The 21,998-nt window shown below is 63.6% G+C and carries 15 protein-coding genes; 14 read left to right on the top strand and 1 reads right to left on the bottom strand.

Annotation, left to right across the window (positions count from 1 at the left end; translation table 11 throughout):
• Positions 1-195: 195 nt before the first annotated feature.
• The 14 genes from flgB (at position 196) to CAG44_RS04340 (ending at position 18,369) form a co-directional block, all read left to right on the top strand.
• Positions 196-606, top strand: coding sequence for a flagellar basal body rod protein FlgB (gene flgB, locus CAG44_RS04405; protein ID WP_015271243.1), 411 nt, complete (start codon positions 196-198; stop codon positions 604-606).
• A 2-nt stretch (positions 607-608) separates the two neighbouring features.
• Entirely contained in the window at positions 609-1,052 is a 444-nt protein-coding gene (gene flgC / locus CAG44_RS04400) for a flagellar basal body rod protein FlgC (RefSeq protein WP_003257260.1), read from the top strand.
• Positions 1,053-1,067: 15 nt separating this feature from the next.
• On the top strand, positions 1,068-1,772 hold the full coding sequence (gene flgD / locus CAG44_RS04395) for a flagellar hook assembly protein FlgD (RefSeq protein WP_075045943.1): 705 nt from the start codon (positions 1,068-1,070) through the stop codon (positions 1,770-1,772).
• A gap of 31 nt (positions 1,773-1,803) precedes the next feature.
• Complete coding sequence (flgE, locus tag CAG44_RS04390) at positions 1,804-3,159, top strand: flagellar hook protein FlgE (protein WP_075045942.1); 1,356 nt, start codon at positions 1,804-1,806, stop codon at positions 3,157-3,159.
• A gap of 72 nt (positions 3,160-3,231) precedes the next feature.
• Positions 3,232-3,417: a hypothetical protein gene (locus CAG44_RS04385; protein ID WP_039612679.1), complete on the top strand. Its 186-nt coding sequence runs from the start codon at positions 3,232-3,234 to the stop codon at positions 3,415-3,417.
• A gap of 274 nt (positions 3,418-3,691) precedes the next feature.
• Positions 3,692-4,432, top strand: coding sequence for a flagellar basal body rod protein FlgF (locus CAG44_RS04380; protein ID WP_015271240.1), 741 nt, complete (start codon positions 3,692-3,694; stop codon positions 4,430-4,432).
• Positions 4,433-4,479: 47 nt separating this feature from the next.
• Positions 4,480-5,265, top strand: a complete 786-nt coding sequence (gene flgG, locus CAG44_RS04375; RefSeq protein ID WP_015271239.1) for a flagellar basal-body rod protein FlgG — start codon at positions 4,480-4,482, stop codon at positions 5,263-5,265.
• Between the two features lie 50 nt (positions 5,266-5,315).
• Complete coding sequence (gene flgH, locus CAG44_RS04370) at positions 5,316-6,011, top strand: flagellar basal body L-ring protein FlgH (RefSeq protein WP_085589051.1); 696 nt, start codon at positions 5,316-5,318, stop codon at positions 6,009-6,011.
• Positions 6,012-6,023: 12 nt separating this feature from the next.
• Positions 6,024-7,133 carry a flagellar basal body P-ring protein FlgI gene (locus tag CAG44_RS04365; protein WP_015271237.1) on the top strand — a complete coding sequence of 370 codons (1,110 nt, stop codon included), beginning with the start codon at positions 6,024-6,026 and terminating at the stop codon, positions 7,131-7,133.
• 11 nt (positions 7,134-7,144) lie between these two features.
• Positions 7,145-8,299, top strand: coding sequence for a flagellar assembly peptidoglycan hydrolase FlgJ (gene flgJ / locus CAG44_RS04360; protein WP_075045940.1), 1,155 nt, complete (start codon positions 7,145-7,147; stop codon positions 8,297-8,299).
• A 12-nt stretch (positions 8,300-8,311) separates the two neighbouring features.
• Positions 8,312-10,345 (top strand): flagellar hook-associated protein FlgK, encoded by a 2,034-nt coding sequence (gene flgK / locus CAG44_RS04355; protein WP_085589049.1) that lies wholly within the window; start codon positions 8,312-8,314, stop codon positions 10,343-10,345.
• Positions 10,346-10,358: 13 nt separating this feature from the next.
• Entirely contained in the window at positions 10,359-11,942 is a 1,584-nt protein-coding gene (locus tag CAG44_RS04350) for a flagellar hook-associated protein 3 (RefSeq protein WP_085589047.1), read from the top strand.
• A 76-nt stretch (positions 11,943-12,018) separates the two neighbouring features.
• Positions 12,019-15,594: a glycosyltransferase gene (locus CAG44_RS04345; protein ID WP_085589045.1), complete on the top strand. Its 3,576-nt coding sequence runs from the start codon at positions 12,019-12,021 to the stop codon at positions 15,592-15,594.
• A 54-nt stretch (positions 15,595-15,648) separates the two neighbouring features.
• A complete protein-coding gene (locus CAG44_RS04340) occupies positions 15,649-18,369 on the top strand; it encodes a glycosyltransferase (RefSeq protein ID WP_085691649.1) in 2,721 nt (906 codons plus the stop codon).
• Between the two features lie 123 nt (positions 18,370-18,492).
• Here CAG44_RS04340 and CAG44_RS04335 read toward each other — a convergent pair whose 3' ends face one another.
• Positions 18,493-21,996: a glycosyltransferase family 2 protein gene (locus CAG44_RS04335; RefSeq protein WP_085691648.1), complete on the bottom strand. Its 3,504-nt coding sequence runs from the start codon at positions 21,994-21,996 to the stop codon at positions 18,493-18,495.
• Positions 21,997-21,998 lie beyond the last annotated feature (2 nt).

Below are 21,998 nucleotides of genomic sequence, written 5' to 3'. Positions count from 1 at the left end.
TTGTTTTGCCGCTTTTGCCGCCCGGCAATTGCCGCTTTCGCCGCCCAAGGCGGAAGGCCTTTGCCGCTTTTCTGGCATCACTCTGACAGCACCTTGCCCCGCAAGCCCGTATTTCCGGGCTTTCTGTTGGTTGGCACAGCCCTTGCTATACCTTGCCCAACGATATTCCGGTCAACCTCCGAAGGTTTCCCCGACATGAGCATCAGCTTCGACAAGGCGCTTGGTATTCACGAAAAGGCCCTGGGCTTCCGCGCCCAGCGCGCCGAAGTGCTGGCCAACAACATCGCCAACGCCGACACGCCCAACTACAAGGCGCGCGACATGGACTTCGCCTCGGTGCTCGCTGCCGAAAGCGACAAGCAGCAGAGTGGCGGCCGTTTCAGCCTCGATCGTACCAACAGCCGCCATATCGAGGCCGAGGGCCTGGCCATGGCCGACGATACCCTCAAGTACCGCACGCCAACGCAGCCGTCGATCGACCAGAACACCGTGGACGCGCAGATCGAGCAATCGAACTACACCGAAAACGCCGTCGGCTTCCAGGCCAGCTTCACCTTGCTCAACAGTAAATTCAAAGGGCTGGTTTCGGCCCTGCGGGGAGAATGACCATGTCCCTTTCCAGTGTCTTCAACATTGCCGGTAGCGGCATGAGTGCGCAGAACACGCGCCTGAACACCGTTGCTTCCAACATCGCCAACGCCGAGACCGTGTCCTCGAGCATCGACCAGACCTACCGCGCCCGCCACCCGGTGTTCGCCACCACCTTCCAGGACGCGCAGGCCGGCGGCAGCCAGTCGCTGTTCGAAGATCAGGGCGAGGCAGGGCAGGGCGTGCAGGTAAAAGGCATCGTCGAGGACCAGAGCAACCTGGAGGCCCGTTACGAGCCCAACCACCCGGCGGCGAACAAGGACGGCTACGTCTACTACCCGAACGTCAACGTGGTCGAGGAGATGGCTGACATGATCTCCGCCAGCCGCGCGTTCCAGACCAACGCCGAGTTGATGAATACGGCCAAGGCCATGATGCAGAAGGTCCTGACCCTCGGTCAGTGATAAGGAAACCAGACCATGGCAATCGATACCAACGGTGTAAACCTCAACGACGTGCTCGCGGCGTCGGGTGTAGGTACCAGCACCAAGAAGACCACGGACACCGCCTCCAAGACCGGCAACGACTCGCTCGGCAAGGACGCGTTCCTGCAATTACTGGTCACCCAGATGCAACACCAGAACCCGCTGGACCCACAGGACAACGGTGAGTTCGTTGCCCAGCTGGCGCAGTTCAGCAGCCTGGAAGGCATTACCTCGCTGAACGAATCGGTCAACTCCATCACCAGCGCCATGGCCTCGTCCCAGGCCCTGCAGGCGTCGTCGCTGGTCGGGCGTTCGGTGGTGGTGCAGAACGACAAGGCCGTGGTCGACACCGCAGAAAGCTTCAATGCGCAGTTCGTCGTGCCGCAAGCCATCGGCGAAGCGAAGATCACCATCAAGGACAAGGACGGCAATACCGTCAAGACCATCGAGCTGGGCGAGCAGAAAGCCGGTTACGCCGATTTCATCTGGGACGGTACCAACAGCAGTGGCCAGAAAGTCGACCCTGGTACTTACACCTTCACTGCCACCACTACGGTGGATGGCAAGTCGGTGCAGATGAACACGCTGTTGCCAGCCAAGGTGACCAGCGTCAGTTTCAGTGCCGCCGGCGAAATGGTGCTCAACCTCGCCGGTGTTGGCAAAGTGTCCCTCTCCGACGTGCAAACCATCGGTATCTAAGGCCCGCTAGAGCGGCAAAAGGAGCGAATTCATGTCTTTCAATATCGGCCTTAGCGGTCTGTACGCAGCAAACAAGCAACTGGATGTCACCGGCAACAACATCGCCAACGTCAACACCAACGGCTTCAAGTCGTCGCGTGCCGAGTTCGCCGATGTCTATGCAGGTTCCAACCGCCTGGGTGTGGGCAAGAACCAGGTGGGTAACGGTGTGCGCCTGGCAGCGGTTTCCCAGCAGTTCACCCAGGGTGACGTCAACACCACCGGCAACGTGCTGGACATGGGGATTCAGGGGCAGGGCTTCTTCGTGCTGTCCGATAACGGCTCGCGCGTATACACCCGTGCGGGTGCTTTCCAGGCCAGCAAGGACAACTTCGTGGTTACCTCGGACGGCTTGCGCCTGCAGGGCTATGCCGCCGACTCGACTGGCAAGATCCAGAAGGGCGTGCTCACCGATCTGCAGATCGATACATCGTCGCTGCAGCCAAAGGCAACGTCCCTGATCGACCAGGGTATCAACCTGAATTCTTCGGCCGCCGATATCCCGTTGGAAGTGGACGATGGCACTGGCGTGATGGTGCCGAACCTGCCGTTCGATCCTTCCGATCAGACGACTTACACCAAGTCTTTCCCGACCAAGGTGTACGACAGCCAGGGTAACGAGCACACCATGGAGCAGTTCTATCGCAAGACTGGCACCAATGAGTGGACCATGTACACCCTGGTCGATGGGCGCAACCCGTTTTCCCCATCCTCCACCGTGCCGCTGACTGGCACCATCAGCTTCAACAGCGATGGCTCGGTCAAGAGCATGACTGCGGACAATACCGGCCACCCGGCGGGCTCGTCGTTCACCGTGACCAACAACACCTTCACCATGACTGGCTGGGTGCCGGCGGTGGAAGATTCTGCGGGTAACTGGATTTCCAATGGTGCGGTGGGCAATGCCGATGGCATGCGCCTGGCGATGAACAGCACCACCTCCTACAACACCGAGACCGCGCGCATGTCGCAGTCTCAGGACGGCTACGCGACCGGTATCCTGTCGAGCCTGAGCATCGACTCGACCGGTGTGCTGTTCGCCAGCTTCAGCAACCAGCAATCCCGTGCCATTGGCCAGGTGGCCCTGGCCAGCTTCGCCAACGAGCAGGGCCTGCAGCAGATTGGTGGTACCCGCTGGACCGAAACCTACACGTCCGGCATCCCGGGCATCGATGCGCCGAAGACGGGTACCCTGGGCAGCGTCGAGTCCAACGCGCTGGAAGGCTCGAACGTGAACCTGACGCAGGAGCTGGTAGAGCTGATCAAGGCGCAGAGCAACTACCAGGCGAACGCCAAGACTATCTCCACTGAAAGCACCATCATGCAGACCGTCATCCAGATGGCCTGATGGTCGCTGGCTGAGTGTGTGTGGGCGAACCCCTTTTTCATGAAGGGGTTCGTCGTCTTTGCCGGAGGGGTCATGAAAAGGCTGGTTGTCACATTGGTCGCTGCTTTCTGCCTGTACCAGGCCCAGGCCGGTACCGCGCCCTGGTGGCGCTGGGAAAGCCAGGTGGATGGGCGCCTGGTCTGCTCGCAATGGCCGCCGGGGGATGGCTGGAAGAAGTTCGCCGGCCCCTACAGCAATGGTGGTTGCCGCGAGCCTTGAATAAACCTGTACTGGCCTTTTCGCGGGTGAACCCGCTCCCACAGGTGCCGCGCTGTACCTGTGGGAGCGGGTTCACCCGCGAAGAGGCCGGTACAGGTTTGCCGCCATCGGCAACCAGGCGCCGGATAACCGGCGTCCAACATGCCAACTGCCCCCTCGAAAGCCCGTATCCACGGGCTTTTTCATGATTTCGCAAAGTTGGTTCGGAACTTGCTTTCTAGCTCGCATAGCAACGGCGAGCGGCAAACGACCGCCAGTGCAATGGAGGATGACTGTGGACAAGATGCTTTACGTGGCCATGACCGGTGCCAGCCAGAATGCGCTGGCGCAGAAGGCGCACGCCAACAACCTGGCGAACATTTCCACCAACGGTTTTCAGCGAGACCTGGAGCAGGCTCGATCGATGCCGGTGTTCGGCGACAGCTTTCCGTCGCGCGCCTTTGCCATGACCGAGCGCCCGGCCACCGACTTCAGCGAAGGTCCGATGGTTGAAACCGGCCGCGATCTGGATGTGACGGTGACCGGCAAGGGCTTCATCGCCGTGCAGGCGCCCGATGGCAGTGAAGCCTACGTGCGCACCGGTAGCCTGAACATCGATGCCCTCGGTGTGCTGCGTGCCGGCAACGGCATGCCGGTGATCGGCAATGGCGGCCCGATTGCGATTCCGCCAGAGCAGAAGGTCGAAGTCGGCGCCGATGGCACCATCAGCATCCGCTCCATGGGGGAAGACCCGCGCGTGATGGCCGAAGTCGACCGCATCAAGCTGGTCAACCCCGATACCAAAGGCCTGACCAAGGGCCTGGATGGCCTGATCCATACCCGCGACGGCCAACCGGCCGACGCCGACGTCAACGTGCGGGTGGTGTCGGGCTTCCTGGAAGGCAGCAATGTCAACGCTGTGGAAGAAATGACCTCGGTGCTGGCGCTGTCCCGTCAATTCGAACTGCACGTCAAGATGATGAACGCGGCCAAGGAAGGCGACGAAGCCATGGCGCGTGTTTTGCAAATCGGCTAATCACTTTTGAACGGGTGCCGTAAAACAGGCGCACGAGGAGAACTTACATGCTTCCGGCTCTTTGGGTCGCTAAAACCGGCCTGTCCGCCCAGGACACCAACCTGACGGTCATCTCCAACAACCTGGCCAACGTCTCGACCACCGGCTTCAAGCGTGATCGCGCCGAGTTCCAGGACCTGCTGTACCAGATCAAACGCCAGCCGGGCGCGCAGTCCACCCAGGACAGCGAGCTGCCTTCCGGCCTGCAGGTCGGTACTGGTGTGCGCATTGTCGGCACCCAGAAGAACTTCCAGACCGGCAGCCTGCAGACCACGGAAAACCCGCTGGACATGGCGGTCAACGGCCGTGGTTTCTTCCAGGTATTGCAGCCGGACGGCACCGTTTCGTACACCCGTGACGGTACCTTCCACCTGAACTCCGACGGCCAGATCGTCACCGCCAACGGCTTCGCCCTGGAGCCTGCCATCGTCGTGCCGAACGACGCGCAGACCTTCACCGTCGGCCAGGACGGCACCGTGTCGATCACCACCGCCGGCAACCCGGCTGCGCAGGTGATCGGCAACATCCAGACCGCCGACTTCATCAACCCGGCCGGCCTGCAGGCGATTGGCGACAACCTGTTCCTCGAAACCGCCGCCAGTGGCGCGCCGCAAGTCGGCACCCCGGGCCTGAACGGTTTCGGCACCACCCTGCAGCAGACCCTGGAAAACTCCAACGTCAGCACCGTGGAAGAGCTGGTGAACATGATCACCACCCAGCGTGCATACGAGATGAACTCCAAGGTCATTTCCACTGCTGACCAGATGCTGTCGTTCGTTACTCAACAGCTCTGAAGCAGGCAGCTCTAACCCCGTCACTCCGTTGCACCCGTGAGGTAAGCGTCATGAATCGTCTGTTGTCCGTTTTCGCCCTGGGGGGGGCGGTGTTGCTGGCAGGTTGCGTCGCACCGACGCCCAAGCCCAACGACCCGTACTACGCGCCGGTACTGCCGCGCACCCCGTTGCCGGCAGCGGCCAACAACGGTTCGATCTACCAGGCTGGTTTCGAGCAGAACCTGTACAGCGACCGCAAGGCGTTCCGGGTGGGTGACATCATCACCATCACCCTCAACGAGCGCACATCGGCCAGCAAGAACGCCGGCTCGCAGATCCAGAAAAACAGCAACGCCAACATCGGCCTGACATCGTTGTTCGGCACTACGCCCAACACCAACAACCCGTTCGGCGGCGGTGACCTGTCGCTGGAGGCCGGCTACAGCGGCGAGCGCGCCACCAAGGGCGACAGCAAGGCCACTCAGGGCAACACCCTGACCGGTTCCATCACCGTGACCGTGGCCGAAGTGCTGCCCAACGGCATCATCGCCGTGCGCGGCGAGAAGTGGCTGACCCTGAACACCGGCGAGGAGCTGGTGCGCATTGCCGGCATGATCCGCGCCGACGACATCGCCACCGACAACACCGTGCCGTCCACTCGCGTGGCCGACGCGCGCATCACCTATTCCGGTACCGGCTCGTTCGCCGATGCCAGCCAGCCCGGGTGGCTGGACCGCTTCTTCATCAGCCCGCTTTGGCCTTTCTGAGTACGGATGACCATGTTCAACGTGAGGCAGCTGATTGCCGCAACCCTGCTCCTGTCCTGTGCCTTCGGCGCCCAGGCCGAGCGCCTGAAGGACATCGCCAGCATTTCTGGCGTGCGCTCCAACCAGCTGATCGGTTACGGCCTGGTGGTGGGGCTCAATGGCACGGGTGACCAGACCACCCAGACGCCGTTCACCCTGCAGACCTTCAACAACATGCTGTCGCAGTTCGGCATCAAGGTGCCGGCCGGCTCCGGCAACGTGCAGTTGAAAAACGTTGCGGCAGTGTCGGTGCATGCCGACCTGCCGGCGTTCGCCAAGCCAGGCCAGGTGGTGGACATTACCGTGTCTTCGATCGGTAACTCCAAGAGCCTGCGCGGCGGCAGCCTGCTGATGACCCCGCTCAAGGGTATCGATGGCAACGTCTATGCCGTGGCTCAGGGTAACCTGGTGGTGGGCGGCTTCGATGCCGAGGGCCGTGACGGTTCGAAGATCACCGTCAACGTTCCGTCGGCCGGTCGTATCCCGGGCGGTGCTACCGTCGAGCGTGCAGTGCCGAGCGGCTTCAACCAGGGCAACAGCCTGACCCTGAACCTCAACCGCCCCGACTTCACCACTGCCAAGCGCATCGTCGACAAGGTCAACGACCTGCTCGGCCCGGGCGTGGCCCAGGCCGTGGACGGCGGTTCGGTGCGGGTCACTGCGCCGATGGACCCGAGCCAGCGCGTGGACTATCTGTCGATCCTCGAAAACCTCGAGATTGACCCAGGCCAGGCAGTCGCCAAGGTCATCATCAACTCGCGCACCGGCACCATCGTCATCGGCCAGAACGTCAAGGTGTCGCCGGCCGCGGTGACCCACGGCAGCCTGACCGTGACCATTACCGAAGACCCGATCGTCAGCCAGCCGGGGCCGTTCTCCAATGGCCAGACCGCCGTGGTGCCGCGTTCGCGGGTCAACGCCGAGCAGGAAGCCAAGCCGATGTTCAAGTTCGGCCCGGGCACCACGCTGGATGAAATCGTCCGTGCGGTGAACCAGGTGGGCGCAGCGCCCAGCGACCTGATGGCCATCCTCGAAGCCCTGAAACAGGCCGGCGCCCTGCAGGCCGACCTGATCGTGATCTGAGGACGGCGCGGATGAACAGCAAAAGCCTGGTTTCCGGCAGCGCCGACAGCGGCGCCTACACCGACCTCAACCGCCTGAGCTCGCTCAAGCATGGCGACCGCGACAGCGACGCCAACGTGCGCAAGGTGGCCCAGGAATTCGAGTCGCTGTTCATCAGCGAAATGCTCAAGGCCTCCCGCAAGGCCAGCGATGTGCTTGCCGACGACAACCCGATGAACACCGAAACGGTGAAGCAGTACCGCGACATGTACGACCAGCAGCTGGCCGTGAGCATGTCCCGCGAAGGTGGCGGCATCGGGCTGCAGGACGTACTGGTGCGCCAGCTGTCGAAGAACAAGGGCACACCGGCCAACACCAGCCCGTTTCCGCGTATCGAGGGCAATGCCCCGACGCTGTGGGGCAACAAGGTGGCCGAGCCCGTGCATGCCGCGCAGTCGACTGCCACCCGCAACGACGTCGCCGCGCTCAATTCACGACGCCTGGCGCTGCCGAGCAAGCTCACCGACCGCCTGATGGCCGGCATCGTGCCGTCGGCGGCCAGCACCAATACCGCAGCCGTGCCGGCCCGTGACGGCCAGCAAGTGGCCAAGGCCTTCGCCGTGCCGGACAACGGCCTGCGCATCCTCGGGCGCGCCGTGGCCCAGCCACCGCTGGCACCGAAAAAAGCCTTTGCCGACAGCGACGAATTCGTCGCCACCATGCTGCCGATGGCCGAGCAGGCAGCCAGGCGCATCGGTATCGACCCACGCTACCTGGTGGCGCAGGCCGCCCTGGAAACCGGCTGGGGCAAGTCGGTCATGCGCAACACCGATGGCAGCAGCAGCCACAACCTGTTCGGCATCAAGGCAACCGGCAACTGGGAAGGTGGCGAGGCGCGGGCGATCACCAGCGAGTTCCGCGATGGCCAGTTCGTCAAGGAGACGGCGGCGTTCCGTTCCTACGATTCCTACCAGGACAGCTTCCACGACCTGGTCAGCCTGCTGCAGAACAATTCGCGCTATCAAGATGCGGTGAAGGCCGCCGATAAACCAGAACAGTTCGTGCAAGAGTTGCAAAAGGCCGGGTACGCCACCGACCCGAATTACGCCAGCAAGATCTCGCAGATCGCAAGACAGATGAAGTCGTACGAGCACTACGCAATGCTCGGTACCGCAACGAAACTTTAAGGGCATGGAACCATGGCGAGTCTGATCAACATTGGTATGTCGGGGCTTGGCGCCGCGCAATCGGGGATGTACACCCTCGGTAACAACATCGCCAACGCCGATGTCGAAAGCTACTCGCGCCAGCAGAACGTGCAGAAGACCAAGGGCGGGCAGCAAGTCGGCCAGGTGTTCATCGGCAGCGGTACTACCCTGGCGGATGTGCGCCGGGTCTATAACGCGTTCCTCGAGAACCAGCTGCGCAGCACCACCTCGCTGAGCAGCGATGCCACCTCGTACCTGAACCAGATCACGCCGCTGGATACCGCCCTGTCGAGCAGCGACACCGGTATCACCGCTGCACTGAAAAGCTTCTTCAGCGCCATGCAGGATGCCGCGGCCAAGCCGACCGAGGACGCCTCGCGCCAACTGCTGCTGACCAGCGCGCAGTCCCTGGCCAAGCGCTTCAATACCCTGTCGGCGCAGTTGAACCAGCAGAACAGCGATATCAATGCCAACATGGCGTCGATCGCTGACAAGGTCAACGCGCTGACCAAGTCGATTGCCGACCTCAACGGCCAGATCTCCAAGATGACGGCCGTCAATGGCCAGCCCAACGACCTGCTCGACCAGCGCGACGGCGCGGTGCGCGAGTTGTCGGCGCTGATCGGTGCCGATGTTGTAGAGCAGAAGAACGGCAACTACGACATCTACCTGAAGAACGGCCAGGCCCTGGTGCTGGGCAACACCACCCAGACCATCGGCGTGCAGCCGAGCGCCACCGACCCGACCCGCATGAGCCTGATCCTCAATCGCGGCTCGACCAAGATGGACATCACCAGCACCACGACCGGTGGTGAGCTCGGCGGCCTGATCCGCTACCGCAAGGATACCCTCGACCCGGCGCTCAACGAGCTCGGTCGCGTGGCCTTGGTAGTAGCCGATGCGATCAACAGCCAGCTGGCCCAGGGCATCGACAAGAACGGTGACTTCGGTGCCACCCTGTTCGGCGATATCAACAGCGCCGCGGCCATCAGCCAGCGCAGTGTCGCCAAGACCGGCAACAGCGCCGGCTCCGGCAACCTCGATGTGACCATCAAGGACACCGGCAAGCTGAGCACCAGCGATTACCAGGTGACCTTCACCAGCGCCACTGGCTACAGCGTGCGCAAGTTGCCGGAAGGCACCGACATGGGCAGTTTCGACCTCACCGACACGCCGCCTCCGGTGATCGACGGGTTCACCCTGTCGCTCAATGGTGGCGGCCTGAGTGCTGGCGACAGCTTCAAGATCACCCCGACCCGCAATGCGGCCGCCGGCATCGACACTGTCCTGACCGACCCGAAGCGCCTGGCCTTGGCTTCGCCACTGACCGCCACCAGTGGGTCGGGCAATAAAGGTACCGGCGTCATCACCCAGCCGACGCTGACCTCGGAGATGGACATCTACGATGCCGCCCAGCGTTCGCAATTGCAGGCTGGCCTGAAGTATTCGACCCCGGTCAAGCTGGTGTTCGGCGATGACACCAGTTCGCCCCAGGCCTACAAGATGTACGACGCCAAGGGTACCGAGATCGGCAGCGGCACCATCGTGCCGGGCCAGGAGAACAAGTTGCAGCTGTCGGTGCCGATGGTCGATGGCAGCGGCAATTCGCTGGGCGGCAATTTCACCTTCGAGATGAGCGTTTCCGGCGCGCCGAAGAACGGCGACAGCTATACCGTGGGGCTGACCGGCGCAGGTTCGGCGGACAACCGCAACGCCTTGTCGGTGATCGACCTGCAGACCAAGTCCACGGTCGAGGTTGGCGCCAACGGCAAGGGCATCAGCTTCACCGATGCCTACGCCAAGCTGGTCTCCAATGTTGGCGGCAAGGCCGGCCAGGCACAGATGGACAGCGATGCCACCACTGCCTTGCATGCCTCTGCAGTGGAAAGCCGCAACGGCCTGTCGGGTGTGTCGATCGATGAAGAGACCGGCAACCTGGTCAAGTTCCAGCAGTACTACACCGCGTCGTCGCAGATCATCAAGGCGGCCCAGGAAACCTTCGCCACCCTGATCAACAGTCTTTAAGGAGCCGTAGATCGTGAGCGTACGCATCTCTACTTCGCAGTTCTACAACACCAACCAGGCCAACTACCAGAGCAACTTCGCCAAGACGGTGAAGAGCCAGCAGGAGGCAAGCGATGGCATTCGCGTGCGTTCGGCCAAGGATGACCCGGTGGGGGCGGCGCGTCTGCTGCAACTGGAGCAGCAGCAGAACATGCTGAAGCAGTACAGCGGCAACATCGTCAACGTACGTAACGCCCTGGGCACTGCCGAAAGCACCCTGAACTCCATCGGCACCATCCTGCAGCGGGTCAACGAGCTGGCGGTGAGCTCTGGCAACGGTACGTTCACCGATGCCGACCGCAAGGCCAACGCCGATGAACTGGCGTCGCTGGAAGACCAGCTATTCTCGTTGATGAACAGCAAGGACGAGAACGGCAAGTACATCTTCTCCGGCTCCAAGGGCGATACCCCGCCTTACGCGCGCAATGCCGATGGCACCTACAGCTACCAGGGCGACCAGGGCAAGCTCAACCTGCAGGTGGGTGACATGCTCAGCCTGGCGGCCAATGAAACCGGCTACGACGCCTTCGAGCAGGCGCTCAACACCAGCCGTAGCCAGACCAGCCTGACCGCGCCGGCCACCGACGATGGCCGCGTCAGCCTGTCCAACGGCCAGGTCTCCGGCAACAGCCTGTACAACGATCGCTTCCGCAGTGGCGAGCCGTACAGCATCGAATTCCTCAGCAGCACCGAATACAAGATCACCGACGTCGACGGCAATGACGTCACGCTCGAGGCCAGCCAGGGCGGCAAGTTCGACCCCAATGGCGACAACACCAGCATCAGCTTCCGCGGTGTCGATCTGCGCCTGGACATCACCTTCAAGGACGGCGACAAGGGTAATGAAGATGCCGCTATCGCAGGGCATACGTTCAGCCTGAGTTCCAAGGCCGATGAGGTTTCCGGCACCCGCAGCCCTGGCAATACCTCCTCCGAGCAGGTGACGGGCGCGACCATCACCGATCAGGCCGCCTACAAGGCCGCTTTCCCGGGCGGTGGCGCGGTGCTCAAGTTCACCGGCAGCAGCACCTTCGAGCTGTACGCCGCGCCGGTCACTGCTGACAGCCGCCCGGTGGCATCGGGTGCGCTGGGCGGGCCGAACGGCACCACCGCCACCGCGGCTGGGGTCAGCTTCGAGCTGTCCGGCGCACCGAATGCCGGGGACTCGTTCGCGGTAAAGGTCGATACCCACCAGACCCAGAATATCCTCGACACCATCGGCAAGCTGCGTACCGCGCTGACCAGCCCGGTGGACAACGACCCGGTGGCCCGGCAGAACTTCCTCGCCGCGCTGGATTCGGCCGTTGGCAACATCGCCAGCGCCACCAACCAGGTTTCGTCGTCGGTCAGTGCGATCGGTGGCCGTGGCCAGGCGCTGGATGTGCAGTCCGAAACCAACGAGGCGCTGAGCACCGAGAACACCAAGACCCAGAGCTCTATCCGCGAAAGCGACCCGGCTGAAGTGATGCTGCGCCTGCAGATGCAAACCAACATGCTGCAAGCGTCGCTGCAGGCCTATGCCAAGGTCGCCAGCTTGTCGTTGGTCAACTACATCTGATTTCACCTCTCTCGCGTCATCCGGCGTGTGCCAGCCCATTCGGAGCTGGCCACGCCACCTCTTCAAGGTCTTCGCCGTGAATCAACAGACCCTCGTCAGCATCGCCATTCCAGCCTTCAACCCCGAGTTCTTCCGCGCCACGTTGCTCAGCGCGCTCAACCAGGATTACTCGACGCTGGAGGTACTGGTCTGCGATGACAGCCGGGGCCTGGAGATCCAGCGTATCGTCGACGAGGTGGTAGGTGAGACCGGCAAGCCGGTGCGCTACGTGCGCAATCCGCAGACCCTTGGGTTCGCCCGCAACCTGCTGGCGTGCCTGGAGCATGCTGAAGGGCCGCTGATCAAGTTCCTCTGCGACGACGACCGACTGTTCCCCGAATGTGTCGGCCTGCAGGCCGCGGTCATGGAACAGCATGCCGATGTCAGCATGACCATCTGCCAGCGCATGCTGTGCGCGGCCGACGATGCCTTGCTACCGCCGCGCATGCTCAATGCGGTGATGTGCCCGGAGGATGCGGTAGTCAAGGGCAGCGACTTGCTCGAAGCGTTGGAGACCAACGCCCCCAACCTGTTCGGTGGCCTCAGCCATGCACTGATGCGCCGTGACCTGGTGGCCGAGTTCCTGCCGGCGTTGGTGCAGGAGGGCAGCGGGTTTGCCGCGCGCCTGGACATGGCGCTGTACATTTGCCTCATGCGCCGAGGCAACCTGGGGCACCTGTCACGCTTCCTCAGCATGGAGCGTCTGCACCCTGCGCGCCTGAGCCACCAGGCAGGCATGACCCTGGCCTTCCCCATCGAGACCGACTGGATAAAGGCAATGCTGGCCGCGCGGGCAAGCGAGGCCGCACCGGCCAGTGGCTGGGTGCGCTACTTGTCGCTGGAGCGGTACCAGGGCGAGCAGGGTGCGCAGTGGGACGAGTACGAACTCAACCGCCTGTACGGGGCACAGCAGGCCCGCCAGGCGCAGCAGGTTGGCACTGACTGCCTGTCGTTTGAAGAGGTGTATGCCCAGTGGCTGGAGTGCCGTGACCTGTCGGCTGCACAGCTCAAGGCGTTGCCCAAGCGCTTCGAACAGTGGCCCCGGCAGCCGCGTATCGTCCCGGTGATCTGGGCCGAGGCGGGTGAGGAACTGGCCCTGCGCGCGACCCTGGACAGCCTTGCCGCGCAGTCCTGTTCGGCAGCCGGCACCTGGCTGCTGGCACCGGCGACGCTGGAATTGGCAGGCCACCCGGTCGCGGTTGAACGCATGCTCGTTCAGGGTAATGGCCTGGCCCAGCTGCAGGCGCGCCTGGCGCGTGCCGACGATGCCGACTGGATACTGCTGTTGCGCGCTGGCGATCGCCTGGTGCCCCATGCTCTGGCGATCATGGGCGAGCGCATGGCACTTCGCGAGCGGGCCTGCATCTATGTCGACGAAGGTAGCCATGACGGGCTGCGCCCGACAACACCCATCTTCAAGCCGGACTTCAACCTCGACCTGATGCGCAGCCTGCCATATGTAGGGCGCGTACTGGCATTCAACTGTACGGCGCTGCGCGAGGTCGGCGGCTTCGACCCGGACTTCGATACCCTTGCACCCCACGACCTGCTCTGGCGCCTGGCGGAACACCAGGGCTTGCAGGTCATCGAGCACATCGACGAACTTCTGGTGCATTGCCAGCACGACTTTGGCCAGTGGCTGCACGATCCGCGCTGCGCACAGCAGGCGCCACGCGTGGTGCGGGCCCATCTGCAGCGGCTGGGCGTCGATGCCGAGGTTGTCGGTGCCGAAGGCATGTCGTTGTGCCAGGTGGCGTACCGGCACCCGGAGCAAGCCCTGGTCTCGATCCTGGTTACGCTCGGGGACGACCTGAGCGCGGCGATGCGTTGTGTCGAGTCCGTGTTCGAACACACCCGGTATGGCCATTTCGAGGTGCTGCTGATCGCCTCGCCGGATACGCCTGCCGACCTGCGTCAATGGCTGCAGGCCATGCAGGGGCTGGGCAGCAGCCAATTGCGGGTGATCGAGGTGGCCAGCGGCAGCCAGCTGGTGCAGTTGAACCAGGCCAGCGAGGCTGCCCGTGGCGACTACCTGCTGATGCTCGACAGCGCCTGCGCCGCCTTCGACCGGCCCTGGCTGGAGCAGTTGATGGCCCAGGCCCAGCGCCCGGAGGTCGGCGTGGTGGCGCCCAAGCTATGTACCCAAAGCGGCGAGATCTTTGGCGCCGGGCTGGTCCTGGGGCTGCATGGCGGCGTCAGCAGCCCGTTCGTTGGCATGCCGGCTGACAGCGGCGGCTACATGCTCCGGCTCAATGCCGTGCAGAACTGGAGCGCGCTGAGCCTGGACTGCCTGCTGGTGCGCCGCGAGCTGTTCGCCGCGCTGGGCGGTTTCGATGTGCAGGGCCTCAAGGGCGGCCTGCAGGACGCCGACCTCTGCCTGCGCATCCGCGAACAAGGCTATCTGGCGGTGTGGACGCCCCATGCAGTGCTCGTTCGCTTCGCTTCGACCCGCGACGTGCGGACCGACAGCCAGCGCAAGGTGCTGGACAAGGACATCTTCCATGAACGCTGGTTGGCCAAGGTTGCCCGCGACCCTGCCTATAACCGCAACCTGAGCCTGAAGATGGCCAGCTTCAACCTCGATGCCGGACAGCGTCGTGGCTGGGACCCGTTCATCAGCCGTGTGCTGCCGTCGGTGTTGGCGTTGCCGATCAACACTTCGGCGGTCGGTCACTACCGGGTGGCACAGCCGTTCACCGAGCTGGAGCGCGCTGGCTGGATCCAGGGGCGGCTTGATTACAGTACTCCGGAGATGATCGAGATCGAGCGCGAGAAGCCCGACGTGATGATCTTGCAGTGTCGCTACACGGTCAATTCGATCGATGAAATGACGCGCTTCAAGCGCCTGTCGAACGCCCGACGCATCTACGAGATCGACGACTACATCATCGAGGTGCCGGAAAAGAACGCCCATGCGCGGAACATACCGGCCAACATGCGCGAGCTGGTCACCCAGGGTATTGCCTTGTGCGACCGGGTGGTGGTGTCGACCCAGCCGCTGGCCGATGCACTGTCGAGCATGCACCACGATATCCGTGTAGTCCCCAACATGCTTGCCGCCCCGCTGTGGGCCGGGCTGGCCAGCGAGCGCCAGACTAGCGCGCGGCCGCGCGTGGGCTGGGCGGGGGGCACCAGCCACCGGGGCGATCTGGAGCTGTTGCTGGACGTCATCAAGGCCCTGGCCGACGAGGTCGACTGGGTATTCTTCGGTATGTGCCCGGATGCCTTGCGGCCTTATGTGAAGGAATTCCACAAAGGCGTGCCCTTGGCGTCGTACCCGCAGAAGCTGGCCAGCCTGAACCTTGACCTGGCACTGGCGCCGCTCGAACAGAACCTGTTCAACGACTGCAAGAGCAACTTGCGCCTGCTTGAGTATGGTGCGTGCGGCTTCCCGGTGATCTGCACCGACACCAAGGCCTATGACGGCTACCTGCCTTGCACGCGGGTGCGCGACAACACCTCGGAACAATGGCTGGATGCGATCCGCATGCACCTGGCCGACCCCCAGGCCAGCTACCGCCAGGGTGATGCCCTGCGCGAAACGGTGCTGCGGGACTACGTGCTGATGCCACACCACCTGCAACAGTGGGCCAACGCCTGGCTGGCGGATTGAACCTTGGGGCCTGCCACCGTCGGGCGCCAGACCAACAACATGAACAGGTGCCCTATGGCCGAAACCGTAATCGGGTCGCACAACCAAGTGACCGTCGTCCTGCTTGGGCATGAACAGCCGGACCATCGTGCCCGAGCCATCCATTACTATCGCCAGGCGGGCATTCCCTGCCTGGCCCTGGAGCCACTGCAGGCGGACACCGCGGGCGCGCAGTGCAGCGCTCGCCTGGCCCTGGCCTTGCAACAGGTCGCCACTCCGTTCGTGACCCTGGCCCTGGATGCCGATTTCGTGTTGGCGTCGGCCCTGCAGCAGGCCGCTGCCTGCTTGCATGCGCAACCTCAGGTGCAGGGCGCTCAGGGCTACGCGTTGGGCTATGCGCCGGGCAATGCCCAGGTTGCCTACCACAAGATGGGCTCGGCCTTCGAGGCCGCAGCCGATGACAGTGCGCGCGCACGCCTGCGCCAGTACGCCATGGCTGGTCAGCAGGCCTGGCGTGCGGTGCTGCGAATCGGGGCAGTGCAGGCGCTGCTCGACACCTTGCCGGGCGAGCTGGATTTCGCTGGCTGGCGTGTGGCCTTGTCTTGCGCCCTGGTCGCCGCGGGCAGAATCGCGCAACTGGCGCAGACCGATGTGATCTGCGAGTTTGCGCCGAGCATGCTGACCCCCGTGGCTCGCGACGAACAGCTGACCCGTACCGTGCGCCTGCTGCGCGAATGGGGGGGCGAGCTGTGCAATGACGAGGCCGGTTTTGCCGTACTCAATCGTTTTGTGCGCGCGACCTACGACCAGGGCGAAGCACCTTTGCTGTTCACCTCGCCATGGGGCACGGTGATCGGCGAACCGGAGCGCATTTTCGAGCCGCGGCAGTATGTCGAGTTGCCTTACTACAATGGCGCGCTGTTCGAGCGCCTGAGCGCGCTGGAATTCCTCTGCCATGCCTGGCCGACCGGGCAAGCCCACCGCCAGGCGCTGGAGGGCACCTGGGTGCGCCAGCGCGAGTTGTTGCAGGTGCACCCCAACGACACCGCCGCAACCTTGCAGCAGCGTTACTGGAAAGCGTTGGCGCTGGGCCTGTTCAACCTGGAGGTCTGCCAGCGCCTGGTACCGACCCTCACCGGCAATGACGATGGTGAGCGCGCCCGCGAACTGGGTGATTGGCTTGCGCGCCTGGAGGCGGTGCCCGGTATCGATGGCAACGGCTGGTTGCGCAGTACGAGGTCTGGCCAGGTGCTTGACGCGCTGGCCGCTGCCACGCCGGACAGGGCCGTACAGCAGCGCCTGTTGGCACAACTGAACAAGCGCCCGGGGGCGCAGGTCACCTTCGTGATTGCCGATCTGGGCGACGACGACCTGGCGTTGCAGGCAACCTTCGACAGCCTGCTGGCCAGCGGGTTGCGCCAGTTCAAGCTGGTGGTGCTCAAGGGTGGCAAGCCGCCGGCGATCACCACCGCCCGCGATACCCTGCATTTCGTGCAAGTCAATGAAAGCAACTGGGTCACCCACCTCAACCAGCAAGTGCGCCAACTGAGCAGCGATTGGCTGATGTTGCTGGAGGCCGGCGATACCTTGGTCAGCGGTGGCTTGCTGCGCTTGCAGCAGGAGCTGGCCGAAGCCCCGGGTTGCCAGGCGGTCTGTGCCAATGAAGTGCAGCGTGACACCGAGGGCCGCCTGCATGGCGTGGTTCGCCCAGGCAGCAACCTCGACCTGCTGCGTGCACAACCGGGGCTGATGTCGCGGCATTGGTGCGTGCGCCGCGAGACCGTGGTGGAGTTGGGTGGCTACAGCGAAACCTGCCGCCATGCATTGGAGTTCGACTTGCTGTTGCGCCTGGTGGAGCAGCATGGGCAGGGCGGCCTGGCACACATGGACGAATACCTCGTGGTGGGCAGCCAGGCGACGCCGGCGCTGCAGGCCGATGCGCTGCTTACGCTAAAGCGGCACCTGACGCTGCTGGGTTACCGTGGTGAAGTGCACGACCAGGGCGATGCTGGCCTGGTGGTGGACTTCCGCCATTCGGCCACACCGCTGGTGAGCATTCTGGTGGCCGCCGAAGGTGACGTGCAGCGTTTGCAGGCTTGCCTGACCAGCGTCCTGCAGCGCACCCGTTACCCGCGCTACGAGCTGCGGGTTGCCTGTAATTCCGAACACGCCGAAGCTACCGCTGCCGCGCTGCAAGGGTTTGGCCAGCGTGTCGTGCTGCTGGCAGGCACGGCGAGCGGGCGTGAGGCGCTGCTCAACCTGGCGGCGGAACAGGCTCGGGGTGAATACCTGCTGCTGCTTGCCGAGCACTGCGAAGTGATTTCGCCGGCCTGGATCGAAGGGTTGCTCAACGAGGGGCTCAGGCCTGAAGTGGGTGTCGTCGGCGCTCGTCTGCTCGCGCGCGACGGCACGGTTGTGCATGCTGGCTTCGACTTGTTGCAGGGGCCGGTGCTGCACCAGCCATGGCTGGGCATGTCGGTGATGGATTGCGGCAAGGCACGCTGGCCAGCGTCGGTGCGCAACTGCGCCGCGGTTTCTGCCGACTGCATGTTGCTCCGCCGTGATCTGTTCGACCATTGCGGTGGCCTTCAGCCGTTACGGGCGTTCGACCTGGACGTCTGCCTGGCGGCGGCGGCGGCGGGCTTGCTGGTGGCCTGGACGCCTGTGGCGCAGCTGTTCGACGATGCGCCGAACGTGGCCGACCCGGTGGCCTGTGGCGTGTTGCAGGCGCGTTGGCCTGACGCGTTTGCCAGCACTTGGGCCAGTGATGCGCTGAGTCCTGCGCGTCAGCACTGAGCCAGGCATTCGGCCAGCGTCGTCTGGCAATGCGGCAAAAAAAATCCGCTACCTGTCGTGGGTAGCGGATTTTTCATTGCCTGGCGGCAGTGGCGGCTGAGTGCGCGACTCAGCCACCATCGATCAACCTGGCAGCCAGGCCGCCGCCAGCCTCTGCAGGTAGGCTGCGTCAGCCATGGCTGCCTGGCCCACCTGCGCACGCAGTGCCGCGCCTTGGTGGTTCCGGGTTGGCTCATCGTCGACCAAGGCAGTGATGGCGTCGTTCCAGGCCGATACTTCATTGACCGCACGTGTGACGCACAGGCTGGCGGGCAGGGTGGCTACGTCGCTGCAGGCCACCGCATAGCCGCAGGCGCCGAGTTGCATCAGTGCCAAAGCGTCGTCGTATGCAGCCTGGGTGCTGTCGCTGCGAATCAGCAGGGCAGCATCAAGGTTCAGGCTGGCCAGCAGCCTGGGCGAATGCTGTACCTGTGCCGGGTGCAGTTCGCGGGCATGCTGTTGCAGGTGTGCCGGTACATCTCCCCAAAGTACCCAGTCCACGCGTGAGGCCCAGTGACGAACCACCTGCTCGGCCAGTTCGGCCGTGGCCGGATCGTTGTCGAGGAAGGCACAGCCGAGGCGAGGCTTGCCTTCGAGCCGAACAGGTCGCGGCAGGTCTGCCCATTGTCCATCGAGTCGGTTGTCGATGACCTGGATATCGTCATGCAGGCCCTCGAGATTGTTGGCCAGTGCCTGGCTGCAGACCACGATGCGGTCCACCATGCGCGCCGCTTGCTCGAGGGTGTCGCGTTCTGCGGCGGTGTTCGGCAGGGCAGTCACCTGAAGGATCTTGAACGCCGACGACAGGCCCAGCATCTGGCTCAGGCGCGGCAGCCGGCGAGCGTCGCAGGCGTGCTGGAGCACGATCACGTCAGGGCGCAGGCGTTGCACTTCGACCGGGCTGAGCAGGCGATCGCTAACGCAGCCGTCGATCTGCCCTGCGTCACGCAGGTTGTTGAATGCCGCTTGCAGTTGCGCCGCAGCATGCTCGTCCTGGCTCGGGCAGGCCAGCACCACGGGCAGCGGCCGCCAGCACAACGGCCGCCAGCTCAGCTCCATCAAACGCTCGAATTCAAAGCCGCTGCCATGCAGGGAAAGGTGCCGGTTGTGTGCCGGATCGTTGGCCAGCTGGGGCAGCCACTTGGCATAGGCATTGTGCTGATCCTGGGCGAAGCGTTCGCGCATCTGCGGCAGTTTGCGCACTTGTGCCCAGCTGGCGCCCCCTTCATGAACCAGCGTGGCATGCGGCGTCCAGACGTTCAGGTAGCCCATCTCGACCAGCTTCAGGCACAAGTCGAGATCGTTGCAGGTGACCTGGAAGTGTTCTTCGTCCATGCCGTTGGCAGCCAGGTAAAGCGCTTTATCGACCATCAGGCAGCTGGCACTGACAGCGCTCATGCTCTGGTCGACGTGCAGGCGCTGCAGGTAGCCGCTGGCGTTGGCGGGTTGGTCCAGCGATGGACTGCCGGCAGGGCCATGCAGGCCGCCGATCAGCCCGGCGTGCTGGATGCGCCCTGCAGGTGTCAGTAATTTGGCCCCGACCGCGCCGACTTCAGGGCGTTGGGCGTGGTTGAGCAGTTCGTCCAGCCAATGCCCGTCGAGCACAGCCACATCGTTGTTCATCAACACCAGGTATTCACCGCGGGCCTGCCCTGCGGCGAAGTTGTTGATGGCGCTGAAGTTGAACGGCCCAGGGTAGCGCAGCACGCTCAGGCGGTCCTGGCCGATCATGGCCATGTTGTTCAGCCAGTCATGGGTCTGCTGATCCTGGCTGTCGTTGTCGACCAGGATGATTTCAAAATGTGGGTAGCCTGTCTTTTCCAGCAGGCTTTCCACGCAGCGTTGCAGCAGGGCCAGGTTGTCGCGGGTCGGGATAACGATCGATACAAGCGGTTGCTGCGCATGACCGTACTTGATGTGGTAATGGCGAGCGGGGCTTTCCAGCACTTGCGCGTTGACGTAGCCGCGGTTGGCCAGATGTCGGCTGATGGCATTTCGCTCGTCGGCGTTGTCTTCGATCAAAGGGGTGTTGCTGACGATGAAGGCTTCATCGAGGTGAGCAATGCCGGCCAGGCCGTCCTGTTCGATCAGGCGCAGGGTCAGGTCCAGTTCCAATGCACGTGGCAGGCTCGGGTCGTAGCCGCCGACCTGCAGCGCCAAGGTTCGCCGTACCAGCCAGTGGGACGCCATGGCCAGCGGCAGGCTCAGCAGGTAGTCGAGGTTGACGCCTGGGCGCAATACGGCGCCAGGGCCTTCGGCGGAGCGGAACATGCCATCGCAGTACAGCATGCGGCAGCCTTCGGCACCGGCAAGTTCCAGGTCCAGCATCAGGGCGCCGGACGGCAGGATCTCGTCACCAGCGTCGAGCAGCATCATCCAGTCGCTGTCTTCGCTTTGCAGGGCCTCGTTCAGTTCGAGGGCGCCCGGGGCCGTGCAATGCAGCCAGCGCACACCTGCGGCAAGTGCTGGTGGCGCTGTCCGGGTGCTGAGCACCACGGTGCTCAGGCGGATGGAGGACGACGTGCGCCACCAGGCGATGCTGTCGAGCGTGTCCTGAAGTGCGGCGGCATCGCCTTTTTCATCACGTACCAGCAAGGTCAGGCTGGTCAGCCCCGACAGTTGCTGGCGACGTGCGTCGGTCAGCTGCTGCTGCACGGGGGTGAGTTGGCGCTGCAGCAGCCAGTCCCTGACTGAAGGCACCTGGCTTTGCACAACGTGGCGCACCGCCGCGCGCTGGGTGGTATCGATGAACCGCTGCAGTTGCGGCCAGAAGGCCCGCTCGATATCCAGCCAGCGCATACGCGCTTGCATCACGCTTGCACGGGCGCGCTCCAGCCCCCCGGGCTCGTGGTACAAGGCCGAACCGGCGTTACCGAACTGTTCGACGAATGGCTGGGCCGTGACATGGCCGCCTGGCATGTAGATGACCGGGCAGCCGCACAGCATGGCTTCTGTGCAGGTGGCGGAAATCTCGTAGCTGTACAGCACCGAGGCCTGACGGAAGATCTGCGCCAGTTGCGCAAGTGTCTTCGGGTTGGCCAGGCTCAGCACTTCGATGTCGTCCGGCAGCAGCGAGTAATCGACCTTGGTCTTGTCGAAGCGATTGAGGTAGAGGTAGTGACCGCGACGTTCGATCGGCTCGGCAGGTGGCGAGAACAGTTCCGAGTCGATTACCGGCAGCAGCAGCAGGTCGTCGCTCTTGGCATTACCGCGAAAATCCTGGGTGTAGTAGAAGAACAGGTCCGATTCCCGGGCATCGATGGCCCTGCCGGTCAGGAAGCCTTCACGGTTGAGGATGTAGCGGGCCACGATCGGTGCGCCGATCGGGTTGCCATCGGCGACTTCCGGGTACACCGCGATGGGGGCCAGGCCAAGGGCCATGTGGCGCAGGCGGATCTCATCGGTGAGGATCGGCGTGCGCAGTGCTGGGTTGACCTTGCAATGAGTCACGTAGGCTTCATGACCTGCCAGGTTCAGGGCGTGGCAAAGGTAATGCAGCACGCACACACCGGAAGAGGTTTCGCGGTAATCGGGTGCGCAGATGTAATAGGGGTGGCGCGGCTTGCCGTGCAGGCTTGCAGGGGTCATGT

It is taken from the genome of Pseudomonas sp. B13(2017) (genome assembly GCF_002113245.1).
Lineage (GTDB): Bacteria > Pseudomonadota > Gammaproteobacteria > Pseudomonadales > Pseudomonadaceae > Aquipseudomonas > Aquipseudomonas putida_Z.
The sequence above is the reverse complement of the archived record's forward strand: the minus strand, read 5'-3'. Positions and strand labels throughout refer to the sequence as shown.

Coding starts and splice junctions, on each gene's coding strand:
- flgB (WP_015271243.1), top strand. CDS start 196: ATGAGCATCAGCTTCGACAAGGCGCTTGGTATTCACGAAAAGGCCCTG.
- flgC (WP_003257260.1), top strand. CDS start 609: ATGTCCCTTTCCAGTGTCTTCAACATTGCCGGTAGCGGCATGAGTGCG.
- flgD (WP_075045943.1), top strand. CDS start 1,068: ATGGCAATCGATACCAACGGTGTAAACCTCAACGACGTGCTCGCGGCG.
- flgE (WP_075045942.1), top strand. CDS start 1,804: ATGTCTTTCAATATCGGCCTTAGCGGTCTGTACGCAGCAAACAAGCAA.
- CAG44_RS04385 (WP_039612679.1), top strand. CDS start 3,232: ATGAAAAGGCTGGTTGTCACATTGGTCGCTGCTTTCTGCCTGTACCAG.
- flgG (WP_015271239.1), top strand. CDS start 4,480: ATGCTTCCGGCTCTTTGGGTCGCTAAAACCGGCCTGTCCGCCCAGGAC.
- flgH (WP_085589051.1), top strand. CDS start 5,316: ATGAATCGTCTGTTGTCCGTTTTCGCCCTGGGGGGGGCGGTGTTGCTG.
- CAG44_RS04365 (WP_015271237.1), top strand. CDS start 6,024: ATGTTCAACGTGAGGCAGCTGATTGCCGCAACCCTGCTCCTGTCCTGT.
- flgJ (WP_075045940.1), top strand. CDS start 7,145: ATGAACAGCAAAAGCCTGGTTTCCGGCAGCGCCGACAGCGGCGCCTAC.
- flgK (WP_085589049.1), top strand. CDS start 8,312: ATGGCGAGTCTGATCAACATTGGTATGTCGGGGCTTGGCGCCGCGCAA.
- CAG44_RS04340 (WP_085691649.1), top strand. CDS start 15,649: ATGGCCGAAACCGTAATCGGGTCGCACAACCAAGTGACCGTCGTCCTG.
- CAG44_RS04335 (WP_085691648.1), bottom strand. CDS start 21,996: ATGACCCCTGCAAGCCTGCACGGCAAGCCGCGCCACCCCTATTACATC.